The 26,660-nt window shown below is 66.7% G+C and carries 23 protein-coding genes; 4 read left to right on the top strand and 19 right to left on the bottom strand.

All coding sequences use genetic code 11. From position 1 onward, the window contains the following. The first annotated feature begins 85 nt into the window (after positions 1-85). On the top strand, positions 86-1,894 hold the full coding sequence (locus FHW97_RS04615) for an FUSC family protein (RefSeq protein WP_171798139.1): 1,809 nt from the start codon (positions 86-88) through the stop codon (positions 1,892-1,894). Positions 1,895-1,906: 12 nt separating this feature from the next. Here FHW97_RS04615 and FHW97_RS04610 read toward each other — a convergent pair whose 3' ends face one another. From FHW97_RS04610 to ccoN, 12 genes are all read right to left on the bottom strand, one after another. Beyond that, positions 1,907-4,693 (bottom strand): phosphoenolpyruvate carboxylase, encoded by a 2,787-nt coding sequence (locus FHW97_RS04610; protein ID WP_171798138.1) that lies wholly within the window; start codon positions 4,691-4,693, stop codon positions 1,907-1,909. A gap of 87 nt (positions 4,694-4,780) precedes the next feature. Then, positions 4,781-5,398 carry a bifunctional 4-hydroxy-2-oxoglutarate aldolase/2-dehydro-3-deoxy-phosphogluconate aldolase gene (gene eda, locus FHW97_RS04605; RefSeq protein WP_171794156.1) on the bottom strand — a complete coding sequence of 206 codons (618 nt, stop codon included), beginning with the start codon at positions 5,396-5,398 and terminating at the stop codon, positions 4,781-4,783. Between the two features lie 137 nt (positions 5,399-5,535). Then, entirely contained in the window at positions 5,536-6,876 is a 1,341-nt protein-coding gene (gene hemN / locus FHW97_RS04600; RefSeq protein ID WP_171798230.1) for an oxygen-independent coproporphyrinogen III oxidase, read from the bottom strand. Positions 6,877-6,928: 52 nt separating this feature from the next. After that, entirely contained in the window at positions 6,929-7,222 is a 294-nt protein-coding gene (locus FHW97_RS04595; RefSeq protein WP_171798137.1) for a hypothetical protein, read from the bottom strand. Then, positions 7,219-7,380: a cbb3-type cytochrome oxidase assembly protein CcoS gene (gene ccoS, locus FHW97_RS04590; protein WP_171798136.1), complete on the bottom strand. Its 162-nt coding sequence runs from the start codon at positions 7,378-7,380 to the stop codon at positions 7,219-7,221. The genes FHW97_RS04595 and ccoS overlap by 4 nt, the downstream gene beginning before the upstream one ends. Beyond that, the gene (locus FHW97_RS04585) at positions 7,377-9,527 is read right to left on the bottom strand and encodes a heavy metal translocating P-type ATPase (protein WP_171798135.1); all 2,151 of its coding nucleotides are present in this window, start codon (positions 9,525-9,527) and stop codon (positions 7,377-7,379) included. Before FHW97_RS04585 ends, ccoS begins: the two co-directional genes overlap by 4 nt. Continuing rightward, complete coding sequence (locus tag FHW97_RS04580) at positions 9,524-10,036, bottom strand: FixH family protein (protein WP_253941546.1); 513 nt, start codon at positions 10,034-10,036, stop codon at positions 9,524-9,526. The genes FHW97_RS04585 and FHW97_RS04580 overlap by 4 nt, the downstream gene beginning before the upstream one ends. Before the next feature lie 15 nt (positions 10,037-10,051). Further along, on the bottom strand, positions 10,052-11,560 hold the full coding sequence (ccoG, locus tag FHW97_RS04575; RefSeq protein WP_171798134.1) for a cytochrome c oxidase accessory protein CcoG: 1,509 nt from the start codon (positions 11,558-11,560) through the stop codon (positions 10,052-10,054). Between the two features lie 8 nt (positions 11,561-11,568). After that, positions 11,569-12,495 carry a cytochrome-c oxidase, cbb3-type subunit III gene (gene ccoP / locus FHW97_RS04570; protein ID WP_171798133.1) on the bottom strand — a complete coding sequence of 309 codons (927 nt, stop codon included), beginning with the start codon at positions 12,493-12,495 and terminating at the stop codon, positions 11,569-11,571. Continuing rightward, positions 12,488-12,649 carry a CcoQ/FixQ family Cbb3-type cytochrome c oxidase assembly chaperone gene (locus FHW97_RS04565; protein ID WP_022676398.1) on the bottom strand — a complete coding sequence of 54 codons (162 nt, stop codon included), beginning with the start codon at positions 12,647-12,649 and terminating at the stop codon, positions 12,488-12,490. Before FHW97_RS04565 ends, ccoP begins: the two co-directional genes overlap by 8 nt. Further along, positions 12,646-13,392, bottom strand: a complete 747-nt coding sequence (ccoO, locus tag FHW97_RS04560) for a cytochrome-c oxidase, cbb3-type subunit II (RefSeq protein WP_022676399.1) — start codon at positions 13,390-13,392, stop codon at positions 12,646-12,648. Before ccoO ends, FHW97_RS04565 begins: the two co-directional genes overlap by 4 nt. Positions 13,393-13,420: 28 nt before the next feature. Continuing rightward, positions 13,421-15,073 carry a cytochrome-c oxidase, cbb3-type subunit I gene (ccoN, locus tag FHW97_RS04555; protein WP_022676400.1) on the bottom strand — a complete coding sequence of 551 codons (1,653 nt, stop codon included), beginning with the start codon at positions 15,071-15,073 and terminating at the stop codon, positions 13,421-13,423. A 259-nt stretch (positions 15,074-15,332) separates the two neighbouring features. On the opposite strand from ccoN, the gene FHW97_RS04550 reads away from it, so the two are divergent. Beyond that, on the top strand, positions 15,333-16,025 hold the full coding sequence (locus FHW97_RS04550; protein WP_171798132.1) for an OmpW family protein: 693 nt from the start codon (positions 15,333-15,335) through the stop codon (positions 16,023-16,025). Positions 16,026-16,292: 267 nt separating this feature from the next. Further along, positions 16,293-17,081, top strand: a complete 789-nt coding sequence (locus FHW97_RS04545) for a PPC domain-containing protein (RefSeq protein WP_171798131.1) — start codon at positions 16,293-16,295, stop codon at positions 17,079-17,081. A 101-nt stretch (positions 17,082-17,182) separates the two neighbouring features. Here FHW97_RS04545 and FHW97_RS04540 read toward each other — a convergent pair whose 3' ends face one another. The 6 genes from FHW97_RS04540 to FHW97_RS04515 form a co-directional block, all read right to left on the bottom strand. Further along, complete coding sequence (locus FHW97_RS04540; protein ID WP_022676403.1) at positions 17,183-17,881, bottom strand: Crp/Fnr family transcriptional regulator; 699 nt, start codon at positions 17,879-17,881, stop codon at positions 17,183-17,185. 285 nt (positions 17,882-18,166) lie between these two features. Continuing rightward, complete coding sequence (locus tag FHW97_RS04535; protein WP_022676404.1) at positions 18,167-18,658, bottom strand: flavin reductase family protein; 492 nt, start codon at positions 18,656-18,658, stop codon at positions 18,167-18,169. A gap of 38 nt (positions 18,659-18,696) precedes the next feature. Next, the gene (locus FHW97_RS04530; RefSeq protein WP_107716667.1) at positions 18,697-19,431 is read right to left on the bottom strand and encodes a 3'(2'),5'-bisphosphate nucleotidase CysQ; all 735 of its coding nucleotides are present in this window, start codon (positions 19,429-19,431) and stop codon (positions 18,697-18,699) included. 23 nt (positions 19,432-19,454) lie between these two features. After that, on the bottom strand, positions 19,455-21,374 hold the full coding sequence (gene cysN / locus FHW97_RS04525; protein WP_171798130.1) for a sulfate adenylyltransferase subunit CysN: 1,920 nt from the start codon (positions 21,372-21,374) through the stop codon (positions 19,455-19,457). Further along, a complete protein-coding gene (gene cysD, locus FHW97_RS04520) occupies positions 21,374-22,291 on the bottom strand; it encodes a sulfate adenylyltransferase subunit CysD (protein WP_022676407.1) in 918 nt (305 codons plus the stop codon). The genes cysN and cysD overlap by 1 nt, the downstream gene beginning before the upstream one ends. Positions 22,292-22,457: 166 nt before the next feature. Beyond that, positions 22,458-23,384 carry a CmcJ/NvfI family oxidoreductase gene (locus FHW97_RS04515; protein ID WP_171794150.1) on the bottom strand — a complete coding sequence of 309 codons (927 nt, stop codon included), beginning with the start codon at positions 23,382-23,384 and terminating at the stop codon, positions 22,458-22,460. 134 nt (positions 23,385-23,518) lie between these two features. Between FHW97_RS04515 and FHW97_RS04510 the strand changes: the two genes are divergently transcribed. Beyond that, positions 23,519-25,036 (top strand): AarF/ABC1/UbiB kinase family protein, encoded by a 1,518-nt coding sequence (locus tag FHW97_RS04510; RefSeq protein ID WP_171798129.1) that lies wholly within the window; start codon positions 23,519-23,521, stop codon positions 25,034-25,036. Here FHW97_RS04510 and FHW97_RS04505 read toward each other — a convergent pair whose 3' ends face one another. Next, positions 25,037-26,650, bottom strand: coding sequence for a mechanosensitive ion channel family protein (locus FHW97_RS04505; RefSeq protein ID WP_171798128.1), 1,614 nt, complete (start codon positions 26,648-26,650; stop codon positions 25,037-25,039). Positions 26,651-26,660: the final 10 nt, after the last annotated feature.

Below are 26,660 nucleotides of genomic sequence, written 5' to 3'. Positions count from 1 at the left end.
AATTGCTGCGCTCCCTGCCGCTGGGCAGGAGCGCGGCTCTGCCATGCCCGATCCCGCCCCAGCCCCGCTTGCCACGCTGCCCCTCATGAGGCGCCGCCCCGACAGCATGTTGCGCTGGGTGGCGCGGCGGCTCGAACTGCGCTCGTTCGGGCTTGTCCCCGAGCATTTCGACCTGGCCGAGGGGCTGCGCGCCGCGCTGGCGGTGGGCGCGCCGCTGACGCTGGCCCTGGCCAGCGGGCTATCCGTGCTGGGCTGGTCGGTCTTCGCGGCATTCTGGACCTGCCTGTGCGATGCCCCGGCACCCGATGCGGTGCGGCGGCGCATGCTGGGCACGTTCCTGGGCGCGGGCACGGCCATGGCCTTTGCCGGCAGTGCGCTCGCCGCGCTCTGGCCCATGGCCGGGCTGCTGTTGGGGCCGATCCTGGTGTTTGCCGTGCTGCTGGCGTGCGGGCGCATTGCCTATGGTGGGTTGCTCGGCACGCTGCTCGGCGTGGTGGCAGTTGTGGCCGTGGGCTTTCCGCAGGGGCTGCACCTCGCTGGCGCGCAGGCCTTGGCCTTTCTCGCCGGGGCGACATGGGCCTTTCTGCTGATCACGCTGCTCTGGCCGATCGATGCGCTGCGCCCGCTGGTGCGCGCCAGCGATGCCGTGATCGTGCGCCTGCTCGACATGGCCGAAAGCCTGGTCAGCCTGGGTGAAGGCCCGCACCGCGATGGCGCGTGGCACAGCGAACATGCCGAGCATCGCCGCACCGTGCGCCTGGCGGTAGAGCGGTTGCGCAGCCTGCTCGATCGCTATGCCGTACAGACTACCGGCCTTGCCCCCCATCACCAGGCGCTGGCCACGGCCGAAACTCTGTTTGGCGCGCTGATCGCACTGGACCAGGGCTTTATCGAGCAGGTCGGCTCGGCGCGCGAGCGGCTGGCCGTGGCGCGGGCCTGCCGCACCGCGCTGCTCGCCTGGATGCACGACCGCGCCACGCCGCCCGGCATCGCGGAACCTGCCGCCCTGCCCTGGGCACTGCGCCGCCTGCACGCCCTGGCCCGCGGGCTGCGCGATGACCTGTGCGCTGGCTGCACCCTGGCCATGGCCCAGGCCTTTGCCGCCCCCGTCCCACCCACCGCACCGCTGCGGGCCGCGGGCGGTGTGCTGCGCGCCCGCCCCCTGTCGCGCGCGGCGGTGCAACAGGCCCTGCGGCAGACCGCCGGGCTGGTGGCGGTCTATGCCGCCGCGCTCACCTTTGGGCTGGGCTATCCCTATTGGGCGGCGATGGCAGTCGTTGTCGTCCTGCAAGGCGGGGTGCGCGTCACCTGGGCGCGCTGCCTCGAACGCATTTTGGGCAGCGTGCTGGGCGGGCTCTTCGCTTCGGCCCTGCTGCTGCTCGGCGGGGCGGAAACCGTGCCACTGGCGTGCCTCGCCACACTGCTGGCCGGCGTGGCGATTGCCCTGCGCGCGGTGAATTACACCGTGTTCGTGGTGTTCTTGACGATGCTGTTCGTGATCGTCACGGCCATGCTCCATCCCGGCGAAGGCATTGCCGCGGCGCGGATGATCGACAATGTCATCGGCAGCCTGGCGGCCCTGCTCGCGGTCTTCCTGCTGTGGCCCGATTTCGGCGCGTCCTTGCCCGGGCGCATCGCCGAAGGCATTGCCGCCAACCGCGCCTATTTCGACGCGGTCAGCGCCGCCCGCCCCTTTGCCGAGATCGAAACGGTGCGCCGCGCCGCCGGCCTCGCCAGCATCGAGGCCGAAACCGCGCTGCACGATCTGGGTGGCCTGATCAACCGCACCAGCGGCGCGATGGCCCATGCCCAGGGACTGGGCACCTTGCGCATGCTGGCGGGCACGGCGGCCATGGCCTGGCACCGCCGCCTGGGCGAAAACCGCAGCGTTTAAGCTCTGCGTGCCCTAGCCGTGCGCGCCGAAGTAGTTGGCCACGGCCACCGCCACGCGCAGGTTGAGCGCGTGCGCCCGCTCAATCGGGTCGATGAAGCGGGCGCGGATCGCGCCATAATCTTCGCCCTCGTGATCGGGAAAGTCGCTCGGCTCGTCCACGCTGAAATCAGCGACGTGCGGCATCGCCACCGGATAGGCCCGGCGCAGCTGCGCCAGCGCATCGTCCACGCGCAGCGACAGCACCATTTCCAGCACGTCGTCGCGGCTCACGTCGTTGGAACGGGAGAACGGCGGCACCTGCACCGCGCGCAGAAACATGTGCATCAGCAGCGACAGGCGCACGGCCTGCAGCAGGCCGATATTGCGCCGTTCGGCATCGACCACCGGATCGCGCCCCGACGGCATGCCCGGCACCAGCGCCAGCAGGCGGTGCAGCTTCATCCAGTCCACCCGCAGGCGCGAGGTCAGGCGGCGGAACACGCCCGAACGATCGTCCTTGGTCAGGTATTCGGCCAGGGCCATGCACGCTGCTTCCAGCGCGGTCTCGGTGCCGCGATAGGGCCGGCTGGCCCAATAGGCGGAATTGAACAGCTCGCCATAGGCGGCCACCGTCTTGATCGAGGCCAGGCCATTGGCCGCGCGCAGCAGGCGCACCAGTTGGTTGCCCCGGTCAGACTGGCCCAGGAGTTCGGCAATCGCCTCCATCTCGTCACCAGCCGCCGTGCCCGCGCCGGCGATCACGTTCACCGGATAGCCGATCTGTTGCAGGATGGCGTTGTGCGGGATCGCGCGGATCTGGCGCAAGCTCATCGAGCGATCCGCCGAAATATCGGACTGGCGGCGTGACACGCGGCTGCCCGTGGGCGTCAGCATGCCCAGGCCAAACGCCGTCACCGCGCGGGCATAGGTCGCGCTTTTCAGGTGATCGCGCTGCACGCGGCGGATTGCGCGATAGAAATCGAGGCTGAGATCGGTGCGATCATAGAACGGATCACGCGATGCTGGCGCGGTGAACGCCACTTCGGCTTCGGCGATGCGGGCCAGCGTCGCCAGCGCCAGATCGTCGTTGCGGAAGAACAGATAGCCATCGCCGCCCTGGAAACTGGCTTCGGCTTCCAGCGCGATGCCCGCCTTGGCAAAGCGGCGGCGCGCCCAGCGGCTGAGCGGCCAGGTCAGGCGATCGGCAAAGCCGGCGGGATGCGCGCCGCGCCCCATGGATTCGCCGTGGGTGTCAAACACCAGGGCGGCCACATCGGCCAGCCCGTTGTTGGTCATCGCCTCGGCCAGGCGGCCTTGCAGGCGCTCGATCGCAAGCGCGGCCGGCAGCTGGCCGATAAAGCGCCCAGCGTCGGAAAAGCCGGTCTGGATCGACACGCGGCCGCGGCGGCGCACGTAATCGCGATAGGCTTCTTCGGCCAGCAGCGCTTCCAGGAAGCGGCCGCCATGTTCCAGCGCGGTTTCGGTTTCGAACAAGGGCGAAACATCGACCTTGTCATCGATGCCGAACAGCTTGGCGAAATAGAGCGCGGCCAGCACGGTCTGCGGCTGTTCGCATTCGGCGATCAGCATGCGGATCGGCGCATCGGCATCGATATGGTGCAGGATCTGCGCCATCGCCAGGAACTGGCGGATCGCCGTGCTGGTCTCGATCGCGAGCGCGGCAAAGTTGACGCGCAGCGGCTTGACCTCGGCCAGCAGCTCACGCAGCCGCGAGATCGCGCTCTTGCTGGCGATGTCGAGCGTGCCTTCCGGGTCGATCCGGCGGCGCAAGGCGTTGTGAAGCTGCGAGGAATTGACGCGGAAGTGAATCCACCCCATGCCCAGGCCATCGGCGCGCATGGCGCCGGCCAGAGTGGCCAGGCCCACCGCCAGATCGCCATCCTCAGCCGCAGCCGCATCGGCTTCGAGCGCCTCGATCAGCGGCGCCAGGCTCAGCAGCTTGGCCGGATCGTCGGCCGTCATGCGGTTGGCGGCAGCGCCCAGCGCTTCGGGCGTATCGAGCGGGCGGGAAAACAGCTCCGCCATATCAGAGGCATGGATCTGCGCCGCATCAAGCGTGGCGATCAGCGCATGATCGGGCGCCAGGCCAGCCAGGCTGGCACGATAGGTGCCCAGGCGCCGCGCCTTTTCGCGCAGGCGGAACGCGATCGAAGTGTGCCAGCCGATGTCGGTGCGGCCATCCATGTCATAGCCGACCCAGGTGGCAAAGCGGAACGGCAGCGGGCGGAAATCGAGCCAGCGGCCAGGCCAGCGCTGGCGGGCGTGCGAAAGCAGCGTGGCGTTGATGCGGTCGCGCGCGCGGCCGGCGCGCTCGATCGCGTTGCACACCTCAAGGTGTTCGAATTCCAGCGTGATCTTGGGGCCGTGGGCCGGCAGCGCGCAGACCGTGGACGCCAGCGGATCGTCGGCCAGCGCGGCGGTGGCCACGGCATCGGCCTGCGCCGGGTTGAGCAGGAACGTGGGATGGGCGGTGAACACGCCGTGCAACAGCGGCTTTTCCCAGCGGGCGCGGAACTGGCTGAAGCCGTCTTCCTCGTCCAGCAGGGCCGCGATGCGGGACAGGTTTTCCTGCGGATCGGTCGGCGCGACCAGGCGGCGCAGGCGTCCAGCGCGGCTTTGCAAGGCCTCGCATTCCAGCTCGGCCACCAGGCCTTCCATGTCGTCGAGCGACAGGGCGCCGGTTTCCAGATCGCGCGACAGATCGTGGCTCAGCTGAAAAACCGGATTGAACAGCGGCGTTTCAGACGTCCGTTCATGCAGCTTGCGCAAACGGTCCCTAAGCTTTGCGACGGTCTTCATCTGCCGTTTCCCCCCTGCTGGCCTTGCTGCGCCATCCGGCTTTCCTGTCGAGCGAACTTTCCTGCCCGCCACCCGCGCCTGGGCCCCTCAGCCCTTGGCGAGGGCCGAGGCCTCGTGCGCCAGGCGCTCGATCTCGGCCTCGTCCGGCGCGCCCTTGGGCACGACCCAGCTGCCGCCCACGCACAGCACGCGATCAAACGCCAGCCATTCGGGCGCGGTTGCCGCGCTGATCCCGCCGGTGGGGCAGAAGCGCGCCTGATAGAACGGCGCGGCCAGCGCCTTGAGCGCAGGCAACCCGCCCGAGGTGGACGCCGGGAAGAACTTGAAATGCGTCAGCCCCAGGTCAAGGCCGCGCATGATATCGGCGGCGCAGGCCGTGCCGGGCAGGAACGGAATGCCCGCATCCACCGCCGCCTGGCCCAGGCGATCGGTAAGGCCGGGCGACACGATGAACTCGGCCCCGGCGTCGATCGCGGCCTTGAGTTCATCGGGATTGGTCACCGTGCCGGCGCCGACGATGGCGCCTTCAACGCTTTTCATCGCGGTGATCGCGTCGAGCGCGGCGGGCGTGCGCAGCGTGACCTCAAGAACGCGCAAGCCGCCGGCCACCAGGGCGCGGGCGACTGGCAGGGCATGGGCCACATCATCGATCACCAGCACCGGAATGACAGGCGCCGTGCGCATGATGGCTTCGATCGGCTTCATGAACTCTCCCCGCATTTGGCAGGAGAAAAGCCTAGCCCCTCAACGCGCAGTTGTGCACCCGCTAACAGACCGGGCGCATAGCTATTTCCTCAAAGTGTGGCAAAAATCGCGCCGGCGGCTTGGCCGCCGCGTTCTGGTCACACCGCTGAACTGAACTGGTGCCCGCCGCCACGATAGGCATCGAACAGCACGGCGATGGAGCGGTGATAGGGCGCACTGTGCGGTGCCAGGACCAGGCGCTGCCCCTCGATACGTGCCAGGCCGCGGGCCACGAACGGCGCCAGGCCGTCGCGCGCTTCGTCCAGCAGGTCGGCCGGCAGGTCTACCGCCTCCTGGCACAGCAGCGTCTCGATCACCGCCGCACGGCGTTGGTCCTGCACCGTCTGGACCACCCCGCGCGTGCCAGCAAGGCGCCCGCTTTCCAGCTGCTGGCGATAGCGCCCGGCATTCTTTTCGTTCTGCACCAGCAGGCCGGGAAAGACCCCGACCGACGAGGCGCCAAGGCCGATCAGCGCGCCGGCGCTATCGTCGGTAAAGCCCTGGAAGTTGCGGCGCAGCGTGCCATTGCGGCGCGCCTTGGCCAGGTCATCATCCGGCAGGGCAAAGTGATCGAACCCGATCGCGTCATAGCCCGCCGCGCGCAGCCGCGCCGATCCTTGCGCGGCCATGGCAAAGCGGGTGCGCTGGCCCGGCAGCGCGGCCACGTCGATCCGCCGCTGGCGCGGCACTACGTGCGGCACATGGGCATAGCCGAACAGCGCAACGCGATCGGGCGCCATGGCAATGGCGGTATCCAGCGTCTGGTCGAGCACGGCCTCGTCCTGATGGGGCAGACCATACATCAGGTCGAAATTGATCGAATCCACCCCGGCGCCGCGCAGGCCATCCATCGCGCGGGCAATGTCGTCCTGCGGCTGCACGCGGCCGATCGCCGCCTGCACGCGCGGATCGAAAGTCTGCACGCCCAGGCTCGCTTTGATCACGCCGATCCCGGCGATCGCGGTGAACCACTGCGGCATGAGGCTGCGCGGATCGAGTTCAAGCGAGATGACCGGGCGCGCCAGGCGGAAATTGAGCGTGAGCGTATCGATCAGCCTCACGAAATCGGTGGGTGAAATCGCGTTGGGGCTGCCCCCGCCAAAGGCGATCCGCGTGATCCGCGCCTGCGGCCCGATCAGCTGGGCCACCATTTCGATTTCGCGGTGAAGCGCGCCGAGATAGGCGGCAAGGCGCTGGCTGCGGTTGGCAGCACCGGTGTTGCAGCCGCAATACCAGCAGATTTCTTGGCAATAGGGGATATGCAGATAGAGCGAGACCGGCCCGCGCAGCAGGCCCAGTGCGCGCGCTTGCGCATCGGCCAGATCGGCATCGGCAAATTCGGCCGCCGTGGGATAGCTGGTATAGCGCGGCACCGGCCGCGCCAGCAGTTCGGGGTACCAGGTCCAATCATCGAATCGCTCGCCCGATTGCGGCGGCATCGCCCCGGCAATCGCGGCAACGGCGGTGTTCATCTGGGCAGCTGGGCCTGCTTCAAGCGACATCGTCATCGTCCTCCTCGCCACAGCAGCTATCGCCCGTGGCGCGCTTGCGCATTGCGCTATGGCAAATCGCGCAACACGGCGCGGTGCCATCGCCCTGCGGCTTGCGCTGCTGGCCCTGGCCGGGAATGCGGATCACCAGGACATGGCCCGCCTCGCCGCAGATCGGCACGGCAAAGGCACTGCCACCGCCCACCTGCGCCAGCGCGGGCGCCGGCAGCACCAGCCGCAGCACGGCCAGCACGCAGGCCGGCGTGACCAGCCACAGGCGGCCGCGGCGGGTCATGGCTGCCGGTCCACTTCGTCGGCCTCGTCGATCAGGATGCGTGCCGCCGCGCCATCGAGATCGACGAACTGCCCGCGCCGCAGCGCCCAGAAAAACGCGCAAAGCCCGATCAGGCCCATGCCCAGCGCGATCGGAATGAGAACGGCGATAGAGGTCATGCCACGTCTCCCCCCACCCACGACAACCGCAGGGAATTGGCCACGACGATCAGCGAGGAGGTCGACATCGCGACCGCCGCGATCAGTGGCGTAACCAGCCCCGCCATCGCCAGAGGCACGGCAAGGAGGTTGTAGGCAATCGCCAGGGCAAAGTTCTGGCGCACCACCCGCATCGTGGCGCGGGCCATGGCAACGCAGCGCGGCAGTGCCATGAGCGAGGTGCCGGTAAAGACCACGTCAGCGGCCTGGCGCCCCACATCGCTGGCCGTGCCCGGCGCGATCGAGGCATGGGCCGCCGCCAGCGCCGGGCCATCGTTGAGCCCATCGCCCACCATCAGCACCCGGCGCCCGCCGGCCGTCAGCCGCGCGATCGCGTCATGCTTGTCTTGCGGAGAGGCACTGGCCTGCGCGGTCAATCCGGTTTCCCGCGCCACCTGGGCCACCGCCTGGGCATTGTCGCCCGACAGGATCGAGGCTTCCAGCCCCTGACGCCGCAGGGCCGCCAGCGCGGCCTGGGCATCGGGCCGCAGGCTGTCGGCAAAGCCGATCAGGCGCACCGGATCAGCCCCCAGCGCCAGCGCCGCCGCCATGCCGCCGGCGGGCGAGGATGGCCGGCCCAGCGACACGGCAATGCCCTGCCACAGCGCGGTCACCCCGCGTCCGGGCACTTCCTCCACCTCGCTGAGCGGCGCCGCCTTTACCCCGCGCGCGGCCAGCGCCTCCGCCAGGCCCAGCGACAGCGGATGGCGGCTGTGGCTGGCCAGCGCCAGCGCGACGCCGGCTTCCTGTGGCGTCAGTGCATCAAGTGCGCTGGCGTCGGGCACCGGGCGCCCCAGGGTGAGCGTGCCGGTCTTGTCGATCAGCATGCGGTCCACTTCGGCCAGCCGTTCCAGCGCCGAGCCGTCCTTGATGAGCACGCCGCGCTTCATCAGCGCGCCCGCCGCGACCACCTGCGCCACCGGCACCGCCAGCCCCAGCGCGCAGGGGCAGGTGATGATCAGCACGGCGATGGCAATCACCAGCGCCTTGTACAGCCCGGCCCCGGCCAGCATCCAGCCGACAAAGGTCAGCGCCGCCAGGCTGTGCACCGCCGGGGCATAGAGGCGCGAGGCGCGATCGGCGATCCGCACATAGCGCGAGCGCGATTGGCCAGCCGTCTCCATCAGGCGGGCGATCTCGGCCAGGGCGGTATCCTCGCCGATCGCGCGCACTTCCACGTCGAGCGGCGCCTCTTCATTCAGCGTGCCGGCCAGCACCAGGTCACCCACCTTGGCGGCCACGGCAGCGCTCTCGCCGGTCAGTAGCGAGCGGTCGAGCCGGCTCGCCCCGCGCAGGATCACACCATCGGCAGCCAGCCGCTCTCCGGCGGCCACGCGCATGACCATGCCCGGCGCCAGGTCTGTTGCCGCCAGCCAAGCGGGCGTGCCATCGGCGGCCACCACCATGGCCCCCGGCGCGGCCTGGCGCAGCAGGGCATCCACCCCGGCCCGCGCGCGATCGCGCATCATCGCATCCAGCGCGCGCCCGGCCAGCAGGAACAGCAACAACATCAGCGTGCCATCGAACCACGCCTCTGCCCCGTGAGTCACGGTTTCATAGAACGACAGCGCGGTGGCCAGCGTCACGCCGATGGAGATCGGCACATCCATGTTGGTGCGCCCGTGCTTCAAGGCGCCCCATGCCGAGGCAAAGAACGGCCGTCCGGCATAGGCAATCGCCGGCACCCCGATCAGCGCCGAAAGCCAGTGGAACAGATCGCGCGTGGCGCCATCGGCCCCCGACCACACGCTGACCGACAGCAGCATCACGTTCATGCAGGCAAACGCCGCCACGGCCAGCGGTGCCAGCAACGGCCGCACGGCAGAAGGCGCCTGTTCCAGCACGGTGGCGCGCGGCTGCGCGGCAAAGCCGGTGGCCGCCAACGCTGCCACCAGATCGGGCACGGCCACCCCCGCCACGTGATCGACGCCGACGCTGCGCGCAGTGAGATTGGCGCGCGCGGCGACCACGCCGGGCACGGCGGCCAGCGCCCGCTCCACCTTGCCCATGCAGCCGCCGCAATGCATGCCCGGCACCGACAACGCGGTGTGCAGCGGTGCCGGTGCCGCCGTATCGGCCGGCGCCAGGGTCTGGGCGGCGCGGGTCATCCCACGTCGCCCATCATGCGCCATGTGGCGCCATGCTGCACGACCTTGAGCTTGATGCGCCAGCGCCCGCCAGGCAGTGCGGCGCGATAATGGCCCGGCGCCGTTTCATTCAGGCTGAGCGCCAGGTCATCACGCAGGCCCAGCGGATGTTCGGCCAGCGCGGTCACCGCCGCCCCGGCAATCGCATGGCCCTGCGCATCGTTCAGCACCACCGCGAGCGCGCCAGTCTCGTCGCGCGCGATGCTGCCGGCAAAGCCCAGTGCCTTTTCGCTGCGTGCCTCGCCCAGCCAGCGGTTGAAGTTCTGGCTGGCGACATAGGAATTTTCCACCACCACCCCGCCGAACGTTGACAGGGCAAGCCGCGCCATGACGACGTTGACGATGATCACCACGCCAAAGAATGTGATCAGGATCGCGGCCATGTGGCGACCAGTAAACGGGCGGGCAGTAAACGGGCGGGCCACGCGTGTAACGGGCATGGCATCTTGCGGAAGACGATGCTGGGTCATCGGCTGTGCTCCTTGCTAGTCGGTGTCGCCGGGGGCGGAAAATTCGGTCTTCACGGCATCTTGCGCCGGCTGTTCGCCGGGCCCGGCCTGGGCCGTCAGGCGGAAGGTGAAATGCCGCTCTTGCGCGGCACCGCCGGGCACCACGGCATAGATGCGCAGGCGCTGCGTGGTATCGGCCGGCACGGTGAAGCCCAGCGCGGGCCGCGCGGCGGCTGCGTCCATCTCGTCGCTATAGATCGCGCCTTGCGGCAAGCCATCGAGCGACAGCACGACCTGGCGCGGCCGGTCTTCCATGTTGCGCAGCTTGACGGTGAAGCCATTGCGCACAGAACCGTTGGAAAGCTGGACGAATTCAGGGTTGCGGTCGCGCGCGACCGACAGGTCGAGCCGGGTGCGCTGGCCCAGCATGAACAGCAGCGCCAGACCGATCCCACCCCACAGGCCCAGGTAGACCAGCGTGCGCGGGCGGAAGATCGCGCGGATCAACGGCTTGGCTGCCCCGCCTTGCCGTTCGTGTTCGGCATCATCGAGCGTGCAATAGTCAATCAGGCCGCGCGCGCGGCCGACCTGGCCCATCACCCGGTCGCAGGCATCGATGCACAGGCCGCAGGTGATGCAGCCAATTTGCGCGCCTTCGCGAATGTCGATCCCGGTGGGGCACACCGCCACGCACTGCTTGCAGTCGATGCAGTCGCCCACTGCGCCAGGCAGGCGCTTGGCCTGCTTGAGCGATCCGCGCGGCTCGCCCCGCCAATCCTTGTAGGTAACGATCAGCGACTTTTCGTCGAGCATGGCCGACTGGATGCGCGGCCAGGGGCACATGTAGACGCACACCTGCTCGCGCATGAATCCGCCCAACCAGAACGTGGTGAACGTGAGCACGGCGACGCAGCCATAGGCGACGCCCGGCGCCGTGCCGGTCCAGAATTCGCGCTGGAGCGTGGGGGCGTCGGCGAAATAGAAAATCCACGCCCCGCCGGTGGCAAAGCTGATGCCCAGGAATATGGCCCACTTGGCCACACGCTTGGTCACCTTGCGCGCCGTCCACGGGGCGCGGTCCAGCGCCAGCTGCGCGTTGCGGTCACCATCGATCAGGCGGTCGACATGCTGGAACAGATCGGTCCACACCGTCTGCGGGCAGGCATAGCCGCACCACGCCCGGCCCACCGCCGATGTGACCAGGAACAGGCCGATGCCCGCCATGATCAGCAGCCCGGCCACGAAATAGAACTCGTGCGGCCAGATTTCGATGCCGAACATGTAGAACCGGCGATGTGCCAGGTCGATCAGCACCGCCTGGTGGGGCGCCCAGGGCCCGCGATCCCAGCGCAGCCACGGCGTGCCCCAATAGACTGCCAGGCAAAACGCCATGACGGCCCATTTGAAGCGCCGGAACCGCCCATCGATCTTGCTCGGGCAAACAGGTTCGCGCCGGGCATAGAGCGATGGTTCGTGGGGTGCCCCACCCCCGCCTTGCGGCGCGGGGGTGGAGGCTACCAGCTTGAGCTTGGGATCAGCGGGCATGGTCTGGGTTACCTTGCTTGGGCAACGGCGGCCGTTGCCGGCGCCGCAGGCGCTGCAGGTGGAAGGGCTTCCCCGCCCCCGCGCGAGTGGACATAGGCGGCCAGCATCTTGATGGTGACCGGGTCCAGCCGCTGCCCCCAGGCCGGCATCACGCCCTGGCGGGCATAGGTGACGGTCTGCGTCAGCGTGGCGCGATCGCCACCATAGAGCCAGATCTTGTCATTGAGGCGCGGCGCGCCCACCGTGCGGTTGCCCTCGCCATTGGCGCCGTGGCACACGCTGCAGTTGTCGGCAAAGATCTGCGCTCCGCGCGTGGACGAAGCATTGGGCTTGTCTTGCCCGCTCATCACGCGCACGTGGCTGACCACGTCCTGCACCTGGGCGGCGGTCAGGATGCCATCCTTGCCAAATGCGGGCATCTGGCTCACGCGGGTCTGCTCGTCACCGGGATAGCGGATGCCGTGTTCCAGCGTCTGGTGGATCGTGGCGATATCGCCGCCCCACAGCCAGTCGTCATCGTTGAGGTTGGGATAGCCCTTGGAGCCGGCCGCGCCCGCGCCATGGCACTGCACGCAGTTCTGCTTGAACGCGGCGGCCCCGCCCTCGATCGCGGCACGCAGCAGTTGCGGATTGTCCGCCAGCTTTTCCACCGGCGTTGCCGCAATCGCCGCGCGGGTCTGGGCCCGGGCGGCATCGGCCGCCTTCAGGTCCTTGTCCAGCGCGCCACGGCTGGTCCAGCCCAGCGTGCCCGCGGTTGCCGCATGGCGGCCGGGGATGGCTGGATAGACCACCACATAGCCGATCGCGAAAACGATTGTGGCGTAAAACGTCCACAGCCACCAGCGCGGCAAGGGCGTGTTGAGTTCTTCGATGCCGTCCCATTCGTGTCCGACGGTTTCAACGCCGGTGGGTTCGTCGATGCGCTTGTCAGCCATCGTGATCCTCCGTGAAGATCGAGTTGGCCGCTTCCCTGCCGGAGGACTTGCCCCCGCGGCGGAACGGCCAGATGCACAGGGCCAGGAAAATCGCGCCCATCACCACCAGCGCCCAGCTGTCGGCAAAATGGCGCAGCGCGTCATACGTGCTCATCGCCCCTTCTCCTTGGCCAGGTCTTCCTGGGCAGCAGGCGCATTCACGTCCACCAGCGTCCCCAGCATCTGGAGATAGGCGACCAGCGCATCCATCTCGGTCAGCTTGGTTGGATCGCCATCGAAGTCGCGCACCTGGGCCTTGGGCCAGCGCTTCTTGAACTCGGTGGCGTTTTCCGGGTCGGCCTGGGCCTTGAGGTCGTCGTTGGCCTTGGCGATCTGGTCCTTCGTATAGGGAACGCCGGTGGTGTAGAGCGTTTGCAGCTCTGCCGTCATGTCGCCCTGGTTGAGCGGGCGCCCGGCCAGGAACTGATAGGTGGGCATGATCGATTCCGGCACGACCGAGCGCGGGTCTTTCAGATGCTGGACATGCCATTCATCCGAATACTTGCCGCCCACACGGGCCAGGTCCGGCCCGGTGCGCTTCGATCCCCACTGGAACGGGTGATCGTACATCGATTCCGCCGCCAGGCTGTAATGGCCATAGCGTTCGGTCTCATCGCGGAACGGGCGGATCATCTGGCTATGGCAGACATAGCAGCCCTCGCGCACGTAGATGTCGCGGCCGGCCTGCTCCAGCGGGGTGTAGGGGCGCATCCCCTCCACCTTCTCGATGGTGTTGTCGATCCAGAACAGCGGGGCGATTTCCACGATCCCGCCGATCGTCACCGCGGCAAAGGCAAGGACTGCCAGCAGGGTGACATTGCGCTCCAGCGTCTTGTGACGCTCAACAATGCTGGACATTGTTCGAGTTTCCTTATCTCGCGGGCGGTCAGGCCGGCTGGGCCACGATGGGGCGATCCTTGGCGGGATCGAATGCGGCATCGTGCATGGGGGCTTCGGTGCGATACTGGCCCAGGATCGTCTTGGTGATGTTGATCACCATGATCACCCCGCCGCTCAGGTAGAGCAGGCCACCAAAGGCACGCAGGGCATACATCGGGTGCAGCGCGGCCACGGTTTCGGCAAAGCTGTTCACCAGATAGCCGTCAGGCCCATATTCGCGCCACATCAGCCCTTGGGTGATCCCCGCCACCCACATCGAGGCGGCATAGAACACGATGCCCAGCGTGGCGCACCAGAAGTGCCAGTTGACCATGCGCAGCGAATAGAGCCGCTCGCGGTTCCACAGGCGCGGCACCAGGTAATAGAGCGCGCCGAACGTCACCATGCCGTTCCAGCCGAGCGCACCGGAATGCACGTGGCCGATGGTCCAGTCGGTATAGTGCGAGAGCGAGTTGACGCTCTTCACGCTCATCATCGGGCCTTCGAACGTGCTCATGCCATAGAACGCCAGGCTCATCACCAGCATGCGCATGATCGGGTCGGTGCGGATCTTGTCCCACGCGCCATTGAGCGTCATCAGCCCGTTGATCATGCCGCCCCAGCTCGGCATCCACAGCATGACCGAGAACACCATGCCCAGCGTCTGCGCCCAATCGGGCAGCGCGGTATAGTGCAGGTGGTGCGGCCCAGCCCAGATATAGAGGAAGATCAGCGCCCAGAAGTGGATGATCGACAGCCGATAGGAATAGACCGGGCGTTCGGCCTGCTTGGGCACGAAGTAATACATCATGCCCAGGAAACCGGCGGTCAGGAAGAAGCCCACCGCGTTGTGGCCATACCACCATTCCACCAGCGCGCCCTGCACCCCGGCAAAGATCGGGTAGGACCGCGATCCGAACAGACTGATCGGGATGTTGAGATTGTTGACGATGTGCAGCATCGCCACGGTCAGGATGAACGAGAGGTAGAACCAGTTGGCCACATAGATGTGCGGCTCGCTACGCTTCACGATCGTGCCGACGAACACCGCCAGATAGGCCACCCAAACGATGGTCAGCCACAGGTCGGTGTACCATTCCGGTTCAGCATATTCCTTGCCCTGCGTGATCCCCAGCAGGTAGCCGGTCGCCGCAATGACGATGAACAGCTGGTATCCCCAGAACACAAAACGGGCGAGGCCGGGGAAGGCCAGCCTCGCCCGGCAGGTGCGCTGCACGACGTAGAACGACGTGGCGATCAGCGCATTGCCTCCGAAAGCGAAAATGACCGCCGAGGTATGCAGCGGGCGCAGGCGGCCGAAGTTGATCCATTCCAGCCCGAAGTTGAGCTGGGGCCAGGTCAGCTCCAGCGCAATCCACAGGCCGGCGGTAAATCCGGCAATCCCCCAGAAAACCGTGGCGATAACGCCCCAGCGAATCACATCGTCGTCATAGCGGCCCTGATCGGGCATGCGCAGGATACCGCGCACTGCATTGTCGACGCTCTTGCCGCTGATGGTAACCCACAGCGCGATGGCGGCGGCGATCCCGAAGATCGCCATATGAATCGCAAAACCCTGGTCAACTGCCAGAGCACAGGCAACCACCGCCAGGACAAGCGCGCCAAACCATAGGCCGGCGCGCAACAGAACCTGTTCCATGGACCCTTCCCTTCCATGCCAAACTACAGATTGTGCCCCTGCGCCGATTGCCGGTCTTTCACATTGATACGAGTCAAATAACCTGTGCGGTGAACGAATTGTTGGGAACTTGCGCTTTTTTGCGTTGCGTCAATGTAGCGAATCGCGTCGCCCGCCATTGACGGTGCCACGCCAGAGGGAACGGAGCCTGCGAGGGGCAGGCCGCCTGCAGTGGCGCAGCCTGCAGCGGTGCATGCTGCATCTGACTAGGAAACGCGTGATGAAAAAGGTTCTTGGCAAAGCTCTTGGTGCCGCCGCCCTGGCGCTGGCGTTCGCTTCTCCCGCGCTGGCGGCCGATGAGGCACCGGCCGGCAAGTGGCAGGTCAAGGTGCTGGCCACCTCGGTTCTGGCCGATGGCAAGATCACCGCGGTGCGCAAGGATCTGATCGGCCTGCCCGCCGGCGCGCAGACCGACGCGAGCAACAACAGCTTCACCCCCACGCTGGCGATCGAATACTTCGCCCTGCCCAATGTCTCGGTCGAAACGATCTGCTGCTTTACCGCGCACCACGTCACCGGGGCGGGCTCGCTCGCCGGGGCCGCGCTGGTCGATCACGCGCTGATCCTGCCCGCCACTGTCACGGCCAAGTATCACCTCACCCTGCCCGGCGGCATCAAGCCCTACGTCGGCGCCGGTGGGGCCTGGTTCTTCTATATCGACGAACGCGCCGGGTCGACCGCCCAGGCACTGGGCGCCACGCGCGTAAAGCTCGATAACGATGCCGGTGTCGTGGTCCAGGGTGGCATCGACATTCCGATCACCAAGACCGGCCTTGGCCTCACGCTCGATGCCAAGAAGTACTGGATCAGCACCACCGCGCACTTCTACACCGCCAATGGCACCGAAGCGCTGGCCACGCGCCACCGCATGGACCCGTGGGTGCTCAGCGCGGGCGTCGCCTACCGCTTCTAAGCCGTTGCACCGATAGCCCTGCATATCCGTCGTATGCAGGGCCAGCGGGCGGGTCGGTCCAGGGTCTGGGATCCCCTGGTATCGGCCCGCCCGTTTTCATGTGCGCCAACCACGTCCGTGGGTGCGCCGCAGCCTTGACAGACGATCGTCTCCGTCACAAAAAATTTCAAATAAATAGAATATGCTAAATCAGGCGGGTGGTCCGGCTGCCGGCCCCTCTGGCCCAATGCGACGGCCCGCCCCCATCGCAAGCAGGAGACGACATACATGGCTGCCAAGGCTAAACGGAAAATCCTCATCGCCCTCGGGCTCATGCTGGCCGGTGAGAGCGATGGCGTGGAACAGGCTTTGGCGCAGCGCGCACAGGCGATTACCTATGCCGGCAAGCTCGATCGCCGCAATCCCCGCGATGGCGAAATCTATGCCAGCTATCCGATCCAGCTGACTGCGGGCAAACGCTACGAAATCGGCGTGGATTCCGAGGCGTTCGATCCGGCCATGACGCTGACCGATCCCGATGCCGAGGTGATCGCCGACGATGATGACGGCGGCGAAGGCAACAACGCGCTGCTCGATTTTTCCCCGACGCGCAGCGGCACCTATCGCGTCCGCGTCAAGGCCGTGGACGGCGCCAAGCCCGGCGCGGACTACAAGCTGACCTTGCGCGAGGTGCGCCCCCTGCCCGCCCCGATCAAGGCCAAGCCGCAAAGCACCACCGCGCTGCGCCTGGAAACCTATGGCGGCACGCTGGAAGCGTCTGATGGCGAAATCCGCGGCAAGTACGAGGACGAGTTCATCTTCCACGTCAACAGCGGCCAGACCATGCTGTTCTTCCTGAAGAGCGACGCGATCGACCCGGTGCTGCAGATCTTCGATGCGCAAGGCAAGACGACCGACCAGCCGATCACCCAGGATGATGACAGCGGCGGCGGCAAGAACGCGTTCATTGCATTCACGCCGGATACGGAAGGCGATTATATCGTCCGCGTGACCAGCGCGAACAATGGCGAGACCGGCGCCTATGCGCTGCGCGCTGCGGCCATGCCGGAAAGCTGATCGGCCACGCAAATCACTGGCATGTGGTGGCCGGATCGGCGCAAGGCGCTGTCCGGTTCACCACATCGCCTGCTGATCGTGTGATCGGCGCGGCGGCTGGATCAGCCGGCGAGCGCCACCAGCGAGGCGCGATTGAGAATTTCCACGTCGCGGCGCGCCGGCAGGTCGATCACGCCCTCGTTCTTGAGCTTGGTGAACTGGCGGCTGACGGTCTCGATCGTCAGGCCCAGCACGTCGGCCACCTGCTGGCGCGAGAACGGCAGGGTAAAGCGCTTGGCCGGGCCGCGCGTGATCGGGGTGCAGCCGGTTTCGGCCAGGCGATCCGACATTTCCAGCAGGAACGTCGCGATCTTTTCCGGCGCCGTCTTGCGGCCCAGCAGCATCATCCACGACCGCGTGCGATCAAGCTCGGCCAGGGTGCGTTCCAGCAGCTTGTGCTCCAACTCGGGATGGCTGCGGGCAAAGCGATCGAAATCATTGCGCGAGAACACGCAGACCCGCGCATCGGTCAGCGCCACGACACTGGCCTTGCTCGTCTGACCAAACGGGCGCCCGATGAAGTCGGACGGATAGGCCACACCCACGATCTGCTCGCGACCATCCTCGGTGCTCGTCGTGAGCTTGAGCACGCCATCGATCACATTGGCGACCAGCAGCGAATCGTCGTCTTCCCAGATCAACGGCTCCCCAGCAGACACGCTGCGGCGGCGCCCAATGGCATTGAGCGCGACAATCTCCTGATTGTCGAGTCCGGCACAGATGGCCCGGTTGCGGACGACGCAGGTTTCGCAAGAAGACATGGCCGTGCAATTACCATCTTGCGCGCGCCAAGACAATGACAAGACACGGCCTTATTAGACCAAAGTGTGATAAGGCCACCCCAACGAAAAGGGGGGCGGCAAGCAAGGCATGCCGCCCGAGTTGGGGAGAAATCACGCGAAACGAACAGGCTGTCCGGGTTGGAAAGACCTGTTCCCTTCGGCGATTTCCGGTCTAGGCCGATCGCGTGGGGTCCGCTTTGATCCGCGTCAACCACGCCACAATTAGCGCGGAAATGGCGCAAATTGGTGGCCGTGCGCGGGCAATCACACGCCCTGGGCGATCTCTACCGCATCGTGATACTGGCCACGGAAAAACAGCAGCGGCGTTCCCCCGGCCCGCGCATCCAGCGCCTCAACCGCGCCGACCACCAGCCAGTGATCGCCGATATCGTCCACCCGCTCGATGCGGCAGTCGATCCAGGCGAGCGCATTGTCGAGCAGCGGCTGCCCGGACGGCGTGTGGCCATGGGCCAGTTCGGCAAACTTGTCGTCGGCGCGGGCGGCAAAGCGGCGGCACAGGTCCAGCTGGTCGGCGCCCAGCACATTGACGCAAAACCGTCCGGTGGCGGCAATCCGCGGCCAGGAACTCGATCGCTTGTCAGGGAAAAAGCCCACCAGCGGCGGATCGAGCGAAATCGACGTGAACGAACCGACCACCAGGCCCGTGCGCACGCCCGCCTCGTCGACCGAGGTGATCACGCAAACGCCGGTGGGGTAAGCGCCCAGAACGGTGCGGAAATGCTTGGGATCGATCATGGGGTCCTCGCCTGGGTCAAAGTTATCGCTGCGCTGCGTCAATCGCCGATCCGGGCAACTTCCTCAAGCACCCTGTCGGCCCATTCAGGCCGACAGATCAAAACATCGGGCAGCCAGGTATCGGCGTTGTTGTAGACCAGCGGCGCGCCGTCGATGCGCGAGACATGCAGGCCAGCGCCGGCCGCCACGGCCACGGGCGCGCAGTTGTCCCATTCATACTGACCGCCCGAATGCAGATAGATTTCCGCCTGGCCGCGCACCACGGCCATGGCTTTGGCCCCGGCACTACCCATCGGCAGCAGTTCGCCGCCAATCGCGCGGGCCACTTCCACCGCTTCATGCGCGGGGCGCGACCGGCTGACCAGCAGCCGCGGCACGGCGGCCATGGCGGGCATCACGCCCACCCCGCCGCTGTCGAGCACGAGGTCCTCTCCCGGCAACGCCACCGCGCCCAGCACGGCCTTGCCATCGATCGCCAGGCCCACGTGCACCGCCCAGTCGGCGCGGCCTTCGCCATATTCGCGCGTGCCGTCCAGCGGATCGATGATCCACACGCGGCTTTTGCCCAGGCGCGCCGGCGTGTCGGCCGTTTCCTCGCTCAGCACGCCATCGTCGGGACGGTGCTGCGCGATCTGCGCCATGAGAAAGGCATTGGCCCGCGCATCGCCTTCACAGCCCAGCGCCTTGCCCTCGTGCGTGCCGGCGGCGCGCAAATCCATGAGGATGCGCCCCGCCTCAGCGGCCAGATGCCGCGCCAGCGCCAGATCGTCCATTCGCCTTCCCCCCTGCGATCCGGTCAGATCACCGGCATCCACGCGCCGATCACCCGCTCCACGATCCGCTCGGCGGCGTCTTCGGGGCTTTCGCGCGTGGTGTCCACCCGGATTTCGGGATTTTCGGGCCGTTCATAAGGGCTGTCGATCCCGGTGAAGTTCTTGAGCTGTCCGCTGCGCGCCTTTTTATACAGGCCCTTCACGTCACGCTTTTCCGCCTCTTCCAGGGGGGTGTCGATGAACACCTCGACGAACTCACCCGCCGGCAGCAGGCTGCGCACCAGTTCGCGCTCGGCGCGGAACGGGCTGATGAACGCGGTCAGCACGATCAGGCCGGCATCGGTCATCAGCTTGGCCACTTCGCCCACGCGGCGGATGTTCTCGATGCGGTCGGCGTCGGTAAAGCCCAGGTCCTTGTTCAGGCCATGGCGGACATTGTCGCCATCGAGCAGGAACGTGTGCTTGCCCAGGGCATGCAGCTTCTTTTCCACCAGGTTGGCAATGGTCGATTTGCCCGAGCCGGACAGCCCAGTAAACCACAGCACCGCCGGTTCCTGCATCTTGAGCGCGGCATGCGCCTTGCGCGTCACGTCCAGCGCCTGCCAGTGCACGTTCTGGGCCCGGCGCAGGCTGAAATTGAGCATGCCGGCGCCAACCGTGGCGTTGGTGATCTTGTCGATCAGGATAAACCCGCCCAGCGTGCGGCTTTGCGCATAGGGTTCGAACACCAGCGCCTTGTCAGTCACCACCTCGGCAACGCCGATCGCGTTGAGTTCCAGCGTCTTGGCCGCCAGGCGCTCCATGGTGTTGACATTGACGACATATTCGGGCGCCCGCACCGTGGCCGAAACGGTCTGTGTCCCCAGCTTGAGCCAATAGGCCCGGCCGGGCGTCAAGGCTTCATCAGCCATCCACACCAGCGTTGCTTCGAACTGGTCGGCCGCCTCGGGCGGATTGTCGGCAAGGGCGATCACGTCCCCGCGCGAGCAGTCGATTTCATCGGCCAGCGTCAGGGTCACGGCTTGGCCGGCCTGCGCCTGGTCCAGATCGCCTTCCAGCGTGACGATCCGCGTCACGGTGCTGGTCTTGCCCGAAGGCAGCACACGCACGGTATCGCCCGGCTTGACGCTGCCGCTGGAAATCAGGCCGGAAAAGCCCCGGAAATCCAGGTTCGGGCGATTGACCCACTGCACCGGCATGCGGAACGGCCGCGCCAGATCGTCGGCCCCGCGCACCGGCACGGTTTCCAGATGGGCGATCAGCGAAGGGCCGGTGTACCACGGCGTATTGGCCGAAGGCGCGGTCACGTTGTCGCCGGCAAAGCCCGAGATCGGCAGCGCGGTGAACGTCTCGATGCCGATGCTGCTGGCAAAGGCGCGATACTCGGCCACGATCTCGTCAAAGCGCGCCTGGCTGTAATCGACCAGGTCCATCTTGTTGACCGCGAGCACGATGTTGCGGATGCCCAGGAGGTGGCAAAGGTAGGAATGGCGCCGGGTCTGCACCAGCACGCCCTTGCGCGCATCGATCAGGATCACCGCGAGGTCGGCGGTAGAGGCGCCGGTCACCATGTTGCGGGTATATTGTTCGTGCCCGGGGCAATCGGCGACGATGAACTTGCGCTTTTCGGTGTTGAAGAAGCGATAGGCCACGTCGATCGTGATGCCCTGCTCCCGCTCGGCCGCCAGCCCATCGACCAGCAGCGCGAAATCGATCGCCTGGCCTTGCGTGCCCACCTTCTTGCTGTCGTTTTCCAGCGCCGCCAGCTGATCTTCAAAGATCATCTTGGAATCATACAGCAGCCGCCCGATCAGCGTGGACTTGCCATCGTCCACCGACCCGCAGGTGATGAAGCGCAGCATGGTCTTGTGCTGATGGGTATCGAGATAGGCGTCGATATCCTGCGCGATCAGGGCATCGGTGACGTAAACCGGATCGGTCATCAGAAATACCCCTGCTGCTTCTTCACTTCCATGCCGGCGCCGCCAGCATCCTTGTCGATCACGCGGCCCTGGCGCTCGCTGGTGGTGGTCAGCAGGGTTTCCTGGATCACTTCGGGCAACGTCGCCGCGCTGCTTTCCACCGCGCCGGTCAGCGGGAAACAGCCCAGCGTGCGGAAGCGGATGGAGCGCTCGACGATCTCGGGCCGATAGCCCAAGACCTTTTCCAGGCGCGGGATATCATCGGCCATGAACAGCTGCCCGTCCCATTCATAGGTCGGGCGCACCGCGGCAAAATAGAGCGGCACGATCGGCACGTCGTTGAGGTGGATGTATTGCCAGATGTCCAGCTCGGTCCAGTTGCTGATCGGAAAGACGCGGATGCTCTCGCCCTTGTTCTTGCGGGCGTTATAGAGGTTCCAAAGCTCGGGCCGCTGGTTCTTGGGGTCCCAGCCATGGCTGGCGGTGCGGAACGAAAAGATGCGCTCCTTGGCCCGGCTCTTTTCCTCGTCGCGCCGGGCGCCGCCAAACGCCGCGTCAAAGCCATAGAGGTCGAGCGCCTGCTTGAGGCCCTCGGTCTTCCACATATCGGTGTGGAGCGCGCCGTGATCGAACGGATTGATGCCGCGCGCCTGGGCTTCGGGGTTCTGATAGACCAGCAGGTCCATCCCGCTTTCGCGCGCCATGCGATCGCGCAGAGCATACATGTCCTGGAATTTCCAGGTGGTATCGACGTGCAACAGCGGAAACGGCGGCGGCGCGGGATAGAACGCCTTGCGCGCCAGATGCAGCATCACCGCGCTGTCCTTGCCCACCGAATAGAGCATGACCGGCGCCTGTGCCTCGGCCACGACTTCGCGCATGATGTGGATCGCCTCGGCTTCAAGGCGCTGGAGATGGGTGAGCGATGGGCTGGTCATGGCGCCGCCTTTGGCACAGGCCGCGCGTGGAATGACAGGGCGAATTGGTTAAGCGCCCCCAAGCCAAACTTTGGTCACAAACGCGTTGCACTGGATCACAAACCTTCCCTCCCGCCTGCGGGAGGGGCCGGGGGAGGGAATGTTGGCACACACCCCCAGCCAAACGTCAGTCGAAATAGGCGATGCAACGCACCTCGATACTGCTGCGAACGCGCGGATCGGGCAGGCTGGTATCGTGGAAGGCAGTGTGCGGGCAGCGCCAGGTCACGCTCTCGTCGCTGTCGTTGAACTTGAACAGCAGCACGTCATCGGCCGCCATATTGGCAAAATACCACCAGCGATGCGCGGGCGAATAGCGGAAGATGGTCGCCGCGATCATGTTTTCCTCTCCCGCCACCGGCGCGGTCAGCGCGTCGCCTTCGGGAAATTCATCTACCACGAACAGGGTATTAGATGCGGTTTCCGCCTCACCCACGCTGCGCCCGTCGCACACCGCCAGCGGCCAATCCTGCGGCCCTGGGGAAAACGTGCGCCACAGCGAAAAGCAGATCGCGCGGGAATAGCCGCCCTGATCGGCAAAGCGCTGGTCGTGCATGCGCCGGGCCGCGCGCCGCGCCGTGGGCCGATTGTAGTCCACGTGCGCTTCGCCCGCAGGCGGCTGGATGCCGCCATTGTGCTGATAATTGGCAACCTTTTCCCGCGCGCGGGCAGAAAGATCGGCCGAGGTGCGGATCATCCAGCCTTGCGCCGCCACGCGATTGGCCCCGCACAACTGCGCTACCAGGGCTTCCACCTCTGCCAGGTACAGCGCGTCAACCATCGCGGCATCGTGAAAGTCATTCACCGCCGAACGGTGCTGGCCCAGCATGAAACCATGGGTATCGAGCGCGAAGTGATCGCGCAGCGGCATGCCATCGCGCACCACCACGGCGTGATCGGTATAGGTGCCAGTGTTGATCTCGGCCCCCTGGCTGACATAGCGGCGGGTGACGAAATCACCCTCCCCCAGATAGCGGATTATCGCTGGCGCCTGGCGCGCGGTTTCCTCGACCGGGTCGAACACATCGGGGCGGGCATGCAACGCGGCATCCATGGCAGATCCTCTCGCACGGTGGGGCGATCTGGCGCGCGCCACTCGTTCGTTCACCTAACAATTGTTAGCGTACAAGTCCAGCCATGCCGCAGCCCAAGGTTGCGCGCGGCAATCGCCACCCTACCTTGGCTGGGATGACCCAGCCTTTCCCCGGCCGCGCAGCCGACAGTGCCCGCCTTGCCGATATCACCCGCATTCTTGCCCGCCACGGGCTTGGCTGGCTGGCGGCCCGCTTCATGCCCGGCAGCGGCGCGGCAGAGACGCCCGACGGCGATCCCGCCACCACGCCGCGCCGGGTGCGCCTGGCGCTGGAGGAACTGGGCCCGGCCTGGATCAAGCTGGGGCAAATCCTGGCGACGCGCGCCGATCTTCTGCCCGCGCCATGGATCGCAGAACTGGAGCAGTTGCAAAGTCAGGCCCCCACGCTGCCCTTCGCCGCGCTGCGCCCCGATCTTGAGCAGGCGCTGGGTGCACCACTGGAAACGTGCTTTGCCACGTTCGATGAAACCCCGCTGGCCGCCGCCTCGATGGCGCAGGTGCACCGGGCGACGCTGCCCGATGGCACCCCGGTTGCCGTCAAGATTCGCCGGCCCGGCATCACTGGCCCTATGCTGGCGGACCTGCGCCTGATCGCGGGTGCCGCTGCCCTCGCCGAGCGCACCAATGCCCAGGCGCGGCAGTTGCGCGCCGGGGCGATGGCGGCGGAACTCGCCGATGCCTTGCGCCAGGAACTCGATTTCACGGTGGAAGGGCGCAATGCCGACAGGCTGCGCGCCGATTTCGCGCGCAATCCGCGCGTGGTCGTGCCCACGATCCATTGGCCGCTCAGCAGCGAAAGCGTGCTGGTGATGGATTTCGTGGCCGGCGTTGCCCCCACCAGCAGCCAGGCTTTGCGCGACGCCGATATCGATCCGGCCAGCATTGCCGCGCTCGGTGCCGATGTCGTGCTGGACATGGTCCTGATCAACGGCCGCTTCCATGGCGACCCGCATCCCGGCAACCTGCGCTGCCTGCCCGGCAATGCCATTGCCCTGCTCGATCTTGGCCTGGTTGGCCAGGTTTCGCCCCGCCGGCGCGAGGAGTTCATCCGCTTTACCCAGGCGCTCGTCGCGCGCGACGATGCCGCGATGGCCGACGTTCTCACCACCTGGGATGAAAGCGGCAGCGCGCCGGCATCAGCCGTAGCCGCCGCGGCGCGCCGCCTGGTCGAAACCCACGGCGGCGAGAGCCTGCGCCTGGCGCCAATGGTCGCCGATTTCCTGCCCTTGCTGCGCGAAACCGGCATCGTCATGCCGTCAGACCTGCTACTGATCTTCAAGGCGCTGGTCACGATCGATGGCGTGCTCAGCCGGATCGAACCTGGGTTCGAACTGTCCGCCGCGCTGCGCCGATCTACCCTTCGCCTGGTTGCCGCGCGGCTGTCGCCCGATCACTGGCAACCGATCCTGCGCGCGCTGGGGCTGGAACTGGCCCATCTCGGCAATGAGGCACCGCGCCTGTTGCGCGCCGGGGTCCAGCGCTTGACCGAGCCGCCGGCGCCGATCGAACCGGCCCCGCAATGGGCCGCCCTGGTCCGTCCGCTTACGCGCGCGATCTGGGGTGCGGGGGTGCTGGTCGCCGTGGCTGTGGTGGCATCCCGCCTGATCGGGTGATCACGCCGCGCTCGGCGGCACTTCGGCAGCAGGCAACGGCATGCCGCCCTGGACCATGACCGAGCGCGTCGGCTGCGCCAGCACGATGCCGGCCGCCTCGAACCTTTCCATGATGGTCAGCAGCACGTCCTGCCGCACCGCCATCGCGGCGTTGTAATCCGGCCCCGCCAGGTAAGACCACACATCGATGGTCAGCGCCGTATCGGCAAAGTTCGTGAACGTGGCGCGCACGCCATCGTTGAGCACGCCATCGTGGTCGAGCAGCGTCTGGCGCACGATGTCCACCGCCTCGCGCACCTTGGCGACCGGCAGGCCATAGGCGATGCCGATCGTGGGATTGAACAGGAAGCGGTCGCGCGTGGCAAAGTTCTCGATCTGCCGCGCGGCAAAATCGCCGTTGGGAATGGTGACCAAGGTGCGGTCGTTGGTGCGGATGCGCGTGGAACGGATGCCCACGTCTTCCACCGTGCCCGAAACATCGCCAACCTTGCAGAAATCCCCGACCTGCACCGGCTGATCGGCAATGACCGTGACACTGCCGACCAGGTTCTCGACCGTCTTTTGCGCGCCCAGCGCCAAGGCGATGCCGCCAATGCCCAGCGCCGCAATACCTGTAGTAACATTGATACCAAACGTATCAAGAACACCCACCACCGTGAAGGCCAGCAACAACAGCTTGGCCCCGCGCCGCAGCAGGTTGACCACCGAGATCACTTGGCGCCGCTGGTGATGGCGCAGGCGCCGAGTTGCCAGTTCGGCAATGGCATCGATCAGGCGCAGCGCAAACCACACCAGCGCCACCAGGCCCACCGTGCCGCCATAGCGCAGCAGCGTTTGCCGGGCGACGATGGCCACGGGCAGGCGGTTGGCCCACATGAAGAAGATCATGATCGACAGGAACAGGCTGAGCGGTGGCAAGGCCGCTGCCAGGAAGCGATAGACCGCGCTATCCTGGAACTGCGGGATCAACCGCCGCACCACCAGCAGGATCAGCGCGGCCAGCAAACGAAACGCGGCAAAACTGGCCGCCGCCAGGCCCAGCAGCAGCGCCCAATCGCCGATCGGCGCACCGCCGACCATCCAGCTATCCGGGTTGGTGCTCGCCACCGGTGCGTCGCGCGGCACGTCGGCTTTGGCCAAAATCTGCAGGGTTTCAGGGGCAACACGCCAGACCACCACCTGGCCCTGCTGGCTGCTGGCCAGCAAGACCGGCACCTTTTGATCGCCCACGCGCATCGTGCCGACCTGCTCGCGGTTGAACGGCAGATCGTCGTTCAGATCGCCCACGGCATCGTTCGACAGGGCGCCAAACGCGCGCAGCGCACCACCCTTGTCGAGCAGCACCTGCAACCGCCGCGCCAGTTCTTCGGCGCCATTGGCCAGGCGCGGATTGTCCAGCCGCACCGACATGAAATGTGCCGCGCGCTCGTAATCGCGCCCGGCCAGGGCCTGGATCAGCCCGGCGACGGCCGATCGCGGGGTTTCGCGGCCATAAGGATCGCTGGGCGCGGCCGGACTCGATGCCGCCGCCGGCGTCAACTGCGCGTGGGCCAATGGAGCCACGCCCAGCAACAGCGCGATCAGGGCAAATCGGAACAGGCGAACGATGAGCAAAGGGCCTCCG

It is taken from the genome of Novosphingobium sp. SG754, from assembly GCF_013149315.1.
GTDB classification, from domain to species: Bacteria; Pseudomonadota; Alphaproteobacteria; order Sphingomonadales; family Sphingomonadaceae; genus Novosphingobium; species Novosphingobium capsulatum.
Note: the sequence above shows the minus strand (reverse complement) of the source record. Positions and strands in the feature narration are given on the sequence as shown.

What these genes read in the sequence shown, in the direction of transcription:
- ccoP (WP_171798133.1), bottom strand. Translation starts at nt 12,495, where the DNA reads ATGGCTGACAAGCGCATCGACGAACCCACCGGCGTTGAAACCGTCGGA.
- ccoG (WP_171798134.1), bottom strand. Translation starts at nt 11,560, where the DNA reads ATGCCCGCTGATCCCAAGCTCAAGCTGGTAGCCTCCACCCCCGCGCCG.
- FHW97_RS04585 (WP_171798135.1), bottom strand. Translation starts at nt 9,527, where the DNA reads ATGACCCGCGCCGCCCAGACCCTGGCGCCGGCCGATACGGCGGCACCG.
- FHW97_RS04565 (WP_022676398.1), bottom strand. Translation starts at nt 12,649, where the DNA reads ATGAGCACGTATGACGCGCTGCGCCATTTTGCCGACAGCTGGGCGCTG.
- ccoN (WP_022676400.1), bottom strand. Translation starts at nt 15,073, where the DNA reads ATGGAACAGGTTCTGTTGCGCGCCGGCCTATGGTTTGGCGCGCTTGTC.
- FHW97_RS04610 (WP_171798138.1), bottom strand. Translation starts at nt 4,693, where the DNA reads ATGAAGACCGTCGCAAAGCTTAGGGACCGTTTGCGCAAGCTGCATGAA.
- ccoS (WP_171798136.1), bottom strand. Translation starts at nt 7,380, where the DNA reads ATGACCTCTATCGCCGTTCTCATTCCGATCGCGCTGGGCATGGGCCTG.
- cysD (WP_022676407.1), bottom strand. Translation starts at nt 22,291, where the DNA reads ATGACCAGCCCATCGCTCACCCATCTCCAGCGCCTTGAAGCCGAGGCG.
- FHW97_RS04595 (WP_171798137.1), bottom strand. Translation starts at nt 7,222, where the DNA reads ATGACCCGCCGCGGCCGCCTGTGGCTGGTCACGCCGGCCTGCGTGCTG.
- FHW97_RS04530 (WP_107716667.1), bottom strand. Translation starts at nt 19,431, where the DNA reads ATGGACGATCTGGCGCTGGCGCGGCATCTGGCCGCTGAGGCGGGGCGC.
- FHW97_RS04510 (WP_171798129.1), top strand. Translation starts at nt 23,519, where the DNA reads ATGACCCAGCCTTTCCCCGGCCGCGCAGCCGACAGTGCCCGCCTTGCC.
- FHW97_RS04535 (WP_022676404.1), bottom strand. Translation starts at nt 18,658, where the DNA reads ATGATCGATCCCAAGCATTTCCGCACCGTTCTGGGCGCTTACCCCACC.
- hemN (WP_171798230.1), bottom strand. Translation starts at nt 6,876, where the DNA reads ATGCCGCCGCAATCGGGCGAGCGATTCGATGATTGGACCTGGTACCCC.
- FHW97_RS04545 (WP_171798131.1), top strand. Translation starts at nt 16,293, where the DNA reads ATGGCTGCCAAGGCTAAACGGAAAATCCTCATCGCCCTCGGGCTCATG.
- cysN (WP_171798130.1), bottom strand. Translation starts at nt 21,374, where the DNA reads ATGACCGATCCGGTTTACGTCACCGATGCCCTGATCGCGCAGGATATC.
- FHW97_RS04580 (WP_253941546.1), bottom strand. Translation starts at nt 10,036, where the DNA reads ATGACCCAGCATCGTCTTCCGCAAGATGCCATGCCCGTTACACGCGTG.
- FHW97_RS04515 (WP_171794150.1), bottom strand. Translation starts at nt 23,384, where the DNA reads ATGGATGCCGCGTTGCATGCCCGCCCCGATGTGTTCGACCCGGTCGAG.
- FHW97_RS04615 (WP_171798139.1), top strand. Translation starts at nt 86, where the DNA reads ATGAGGCGCCGCCCCGACAGCATGTTGCGCTGGGTGGCGCGGCGGCTC.
- eda (WP_171794156.1), bottom strand. Translation starts at nt 5,398, where the DNA reads ATGAAGCCGATCGAAGCCATCATGCGCACGGCGCCTGTCATTCCGGTG.
- FHW97_RS04540 (WP_022676403.1), bottom strand. Translation starts at nt 17,881, where the DNA reads ATGTCTTCTTGCGAAACCTGCGTCGTCCGCAACCGGGCCATCTGTGCC.
- FHW97_RS04550 (WP_171798132.1), top strand. Translation starts at nt 15,333, where the DNA reads ATGAAAAAGGTTCTTGGCAAAGCTCTTGGTGCCGCCGCCCTGGCGCTG.
- ccoO (WP_022676399.1), bottom strand. Translation starts at nt 13,392, where the DNA reads ATGTCCAGCATTGTTGAGCGTCACAAGACGCTGGAGCGCAATGTCACC.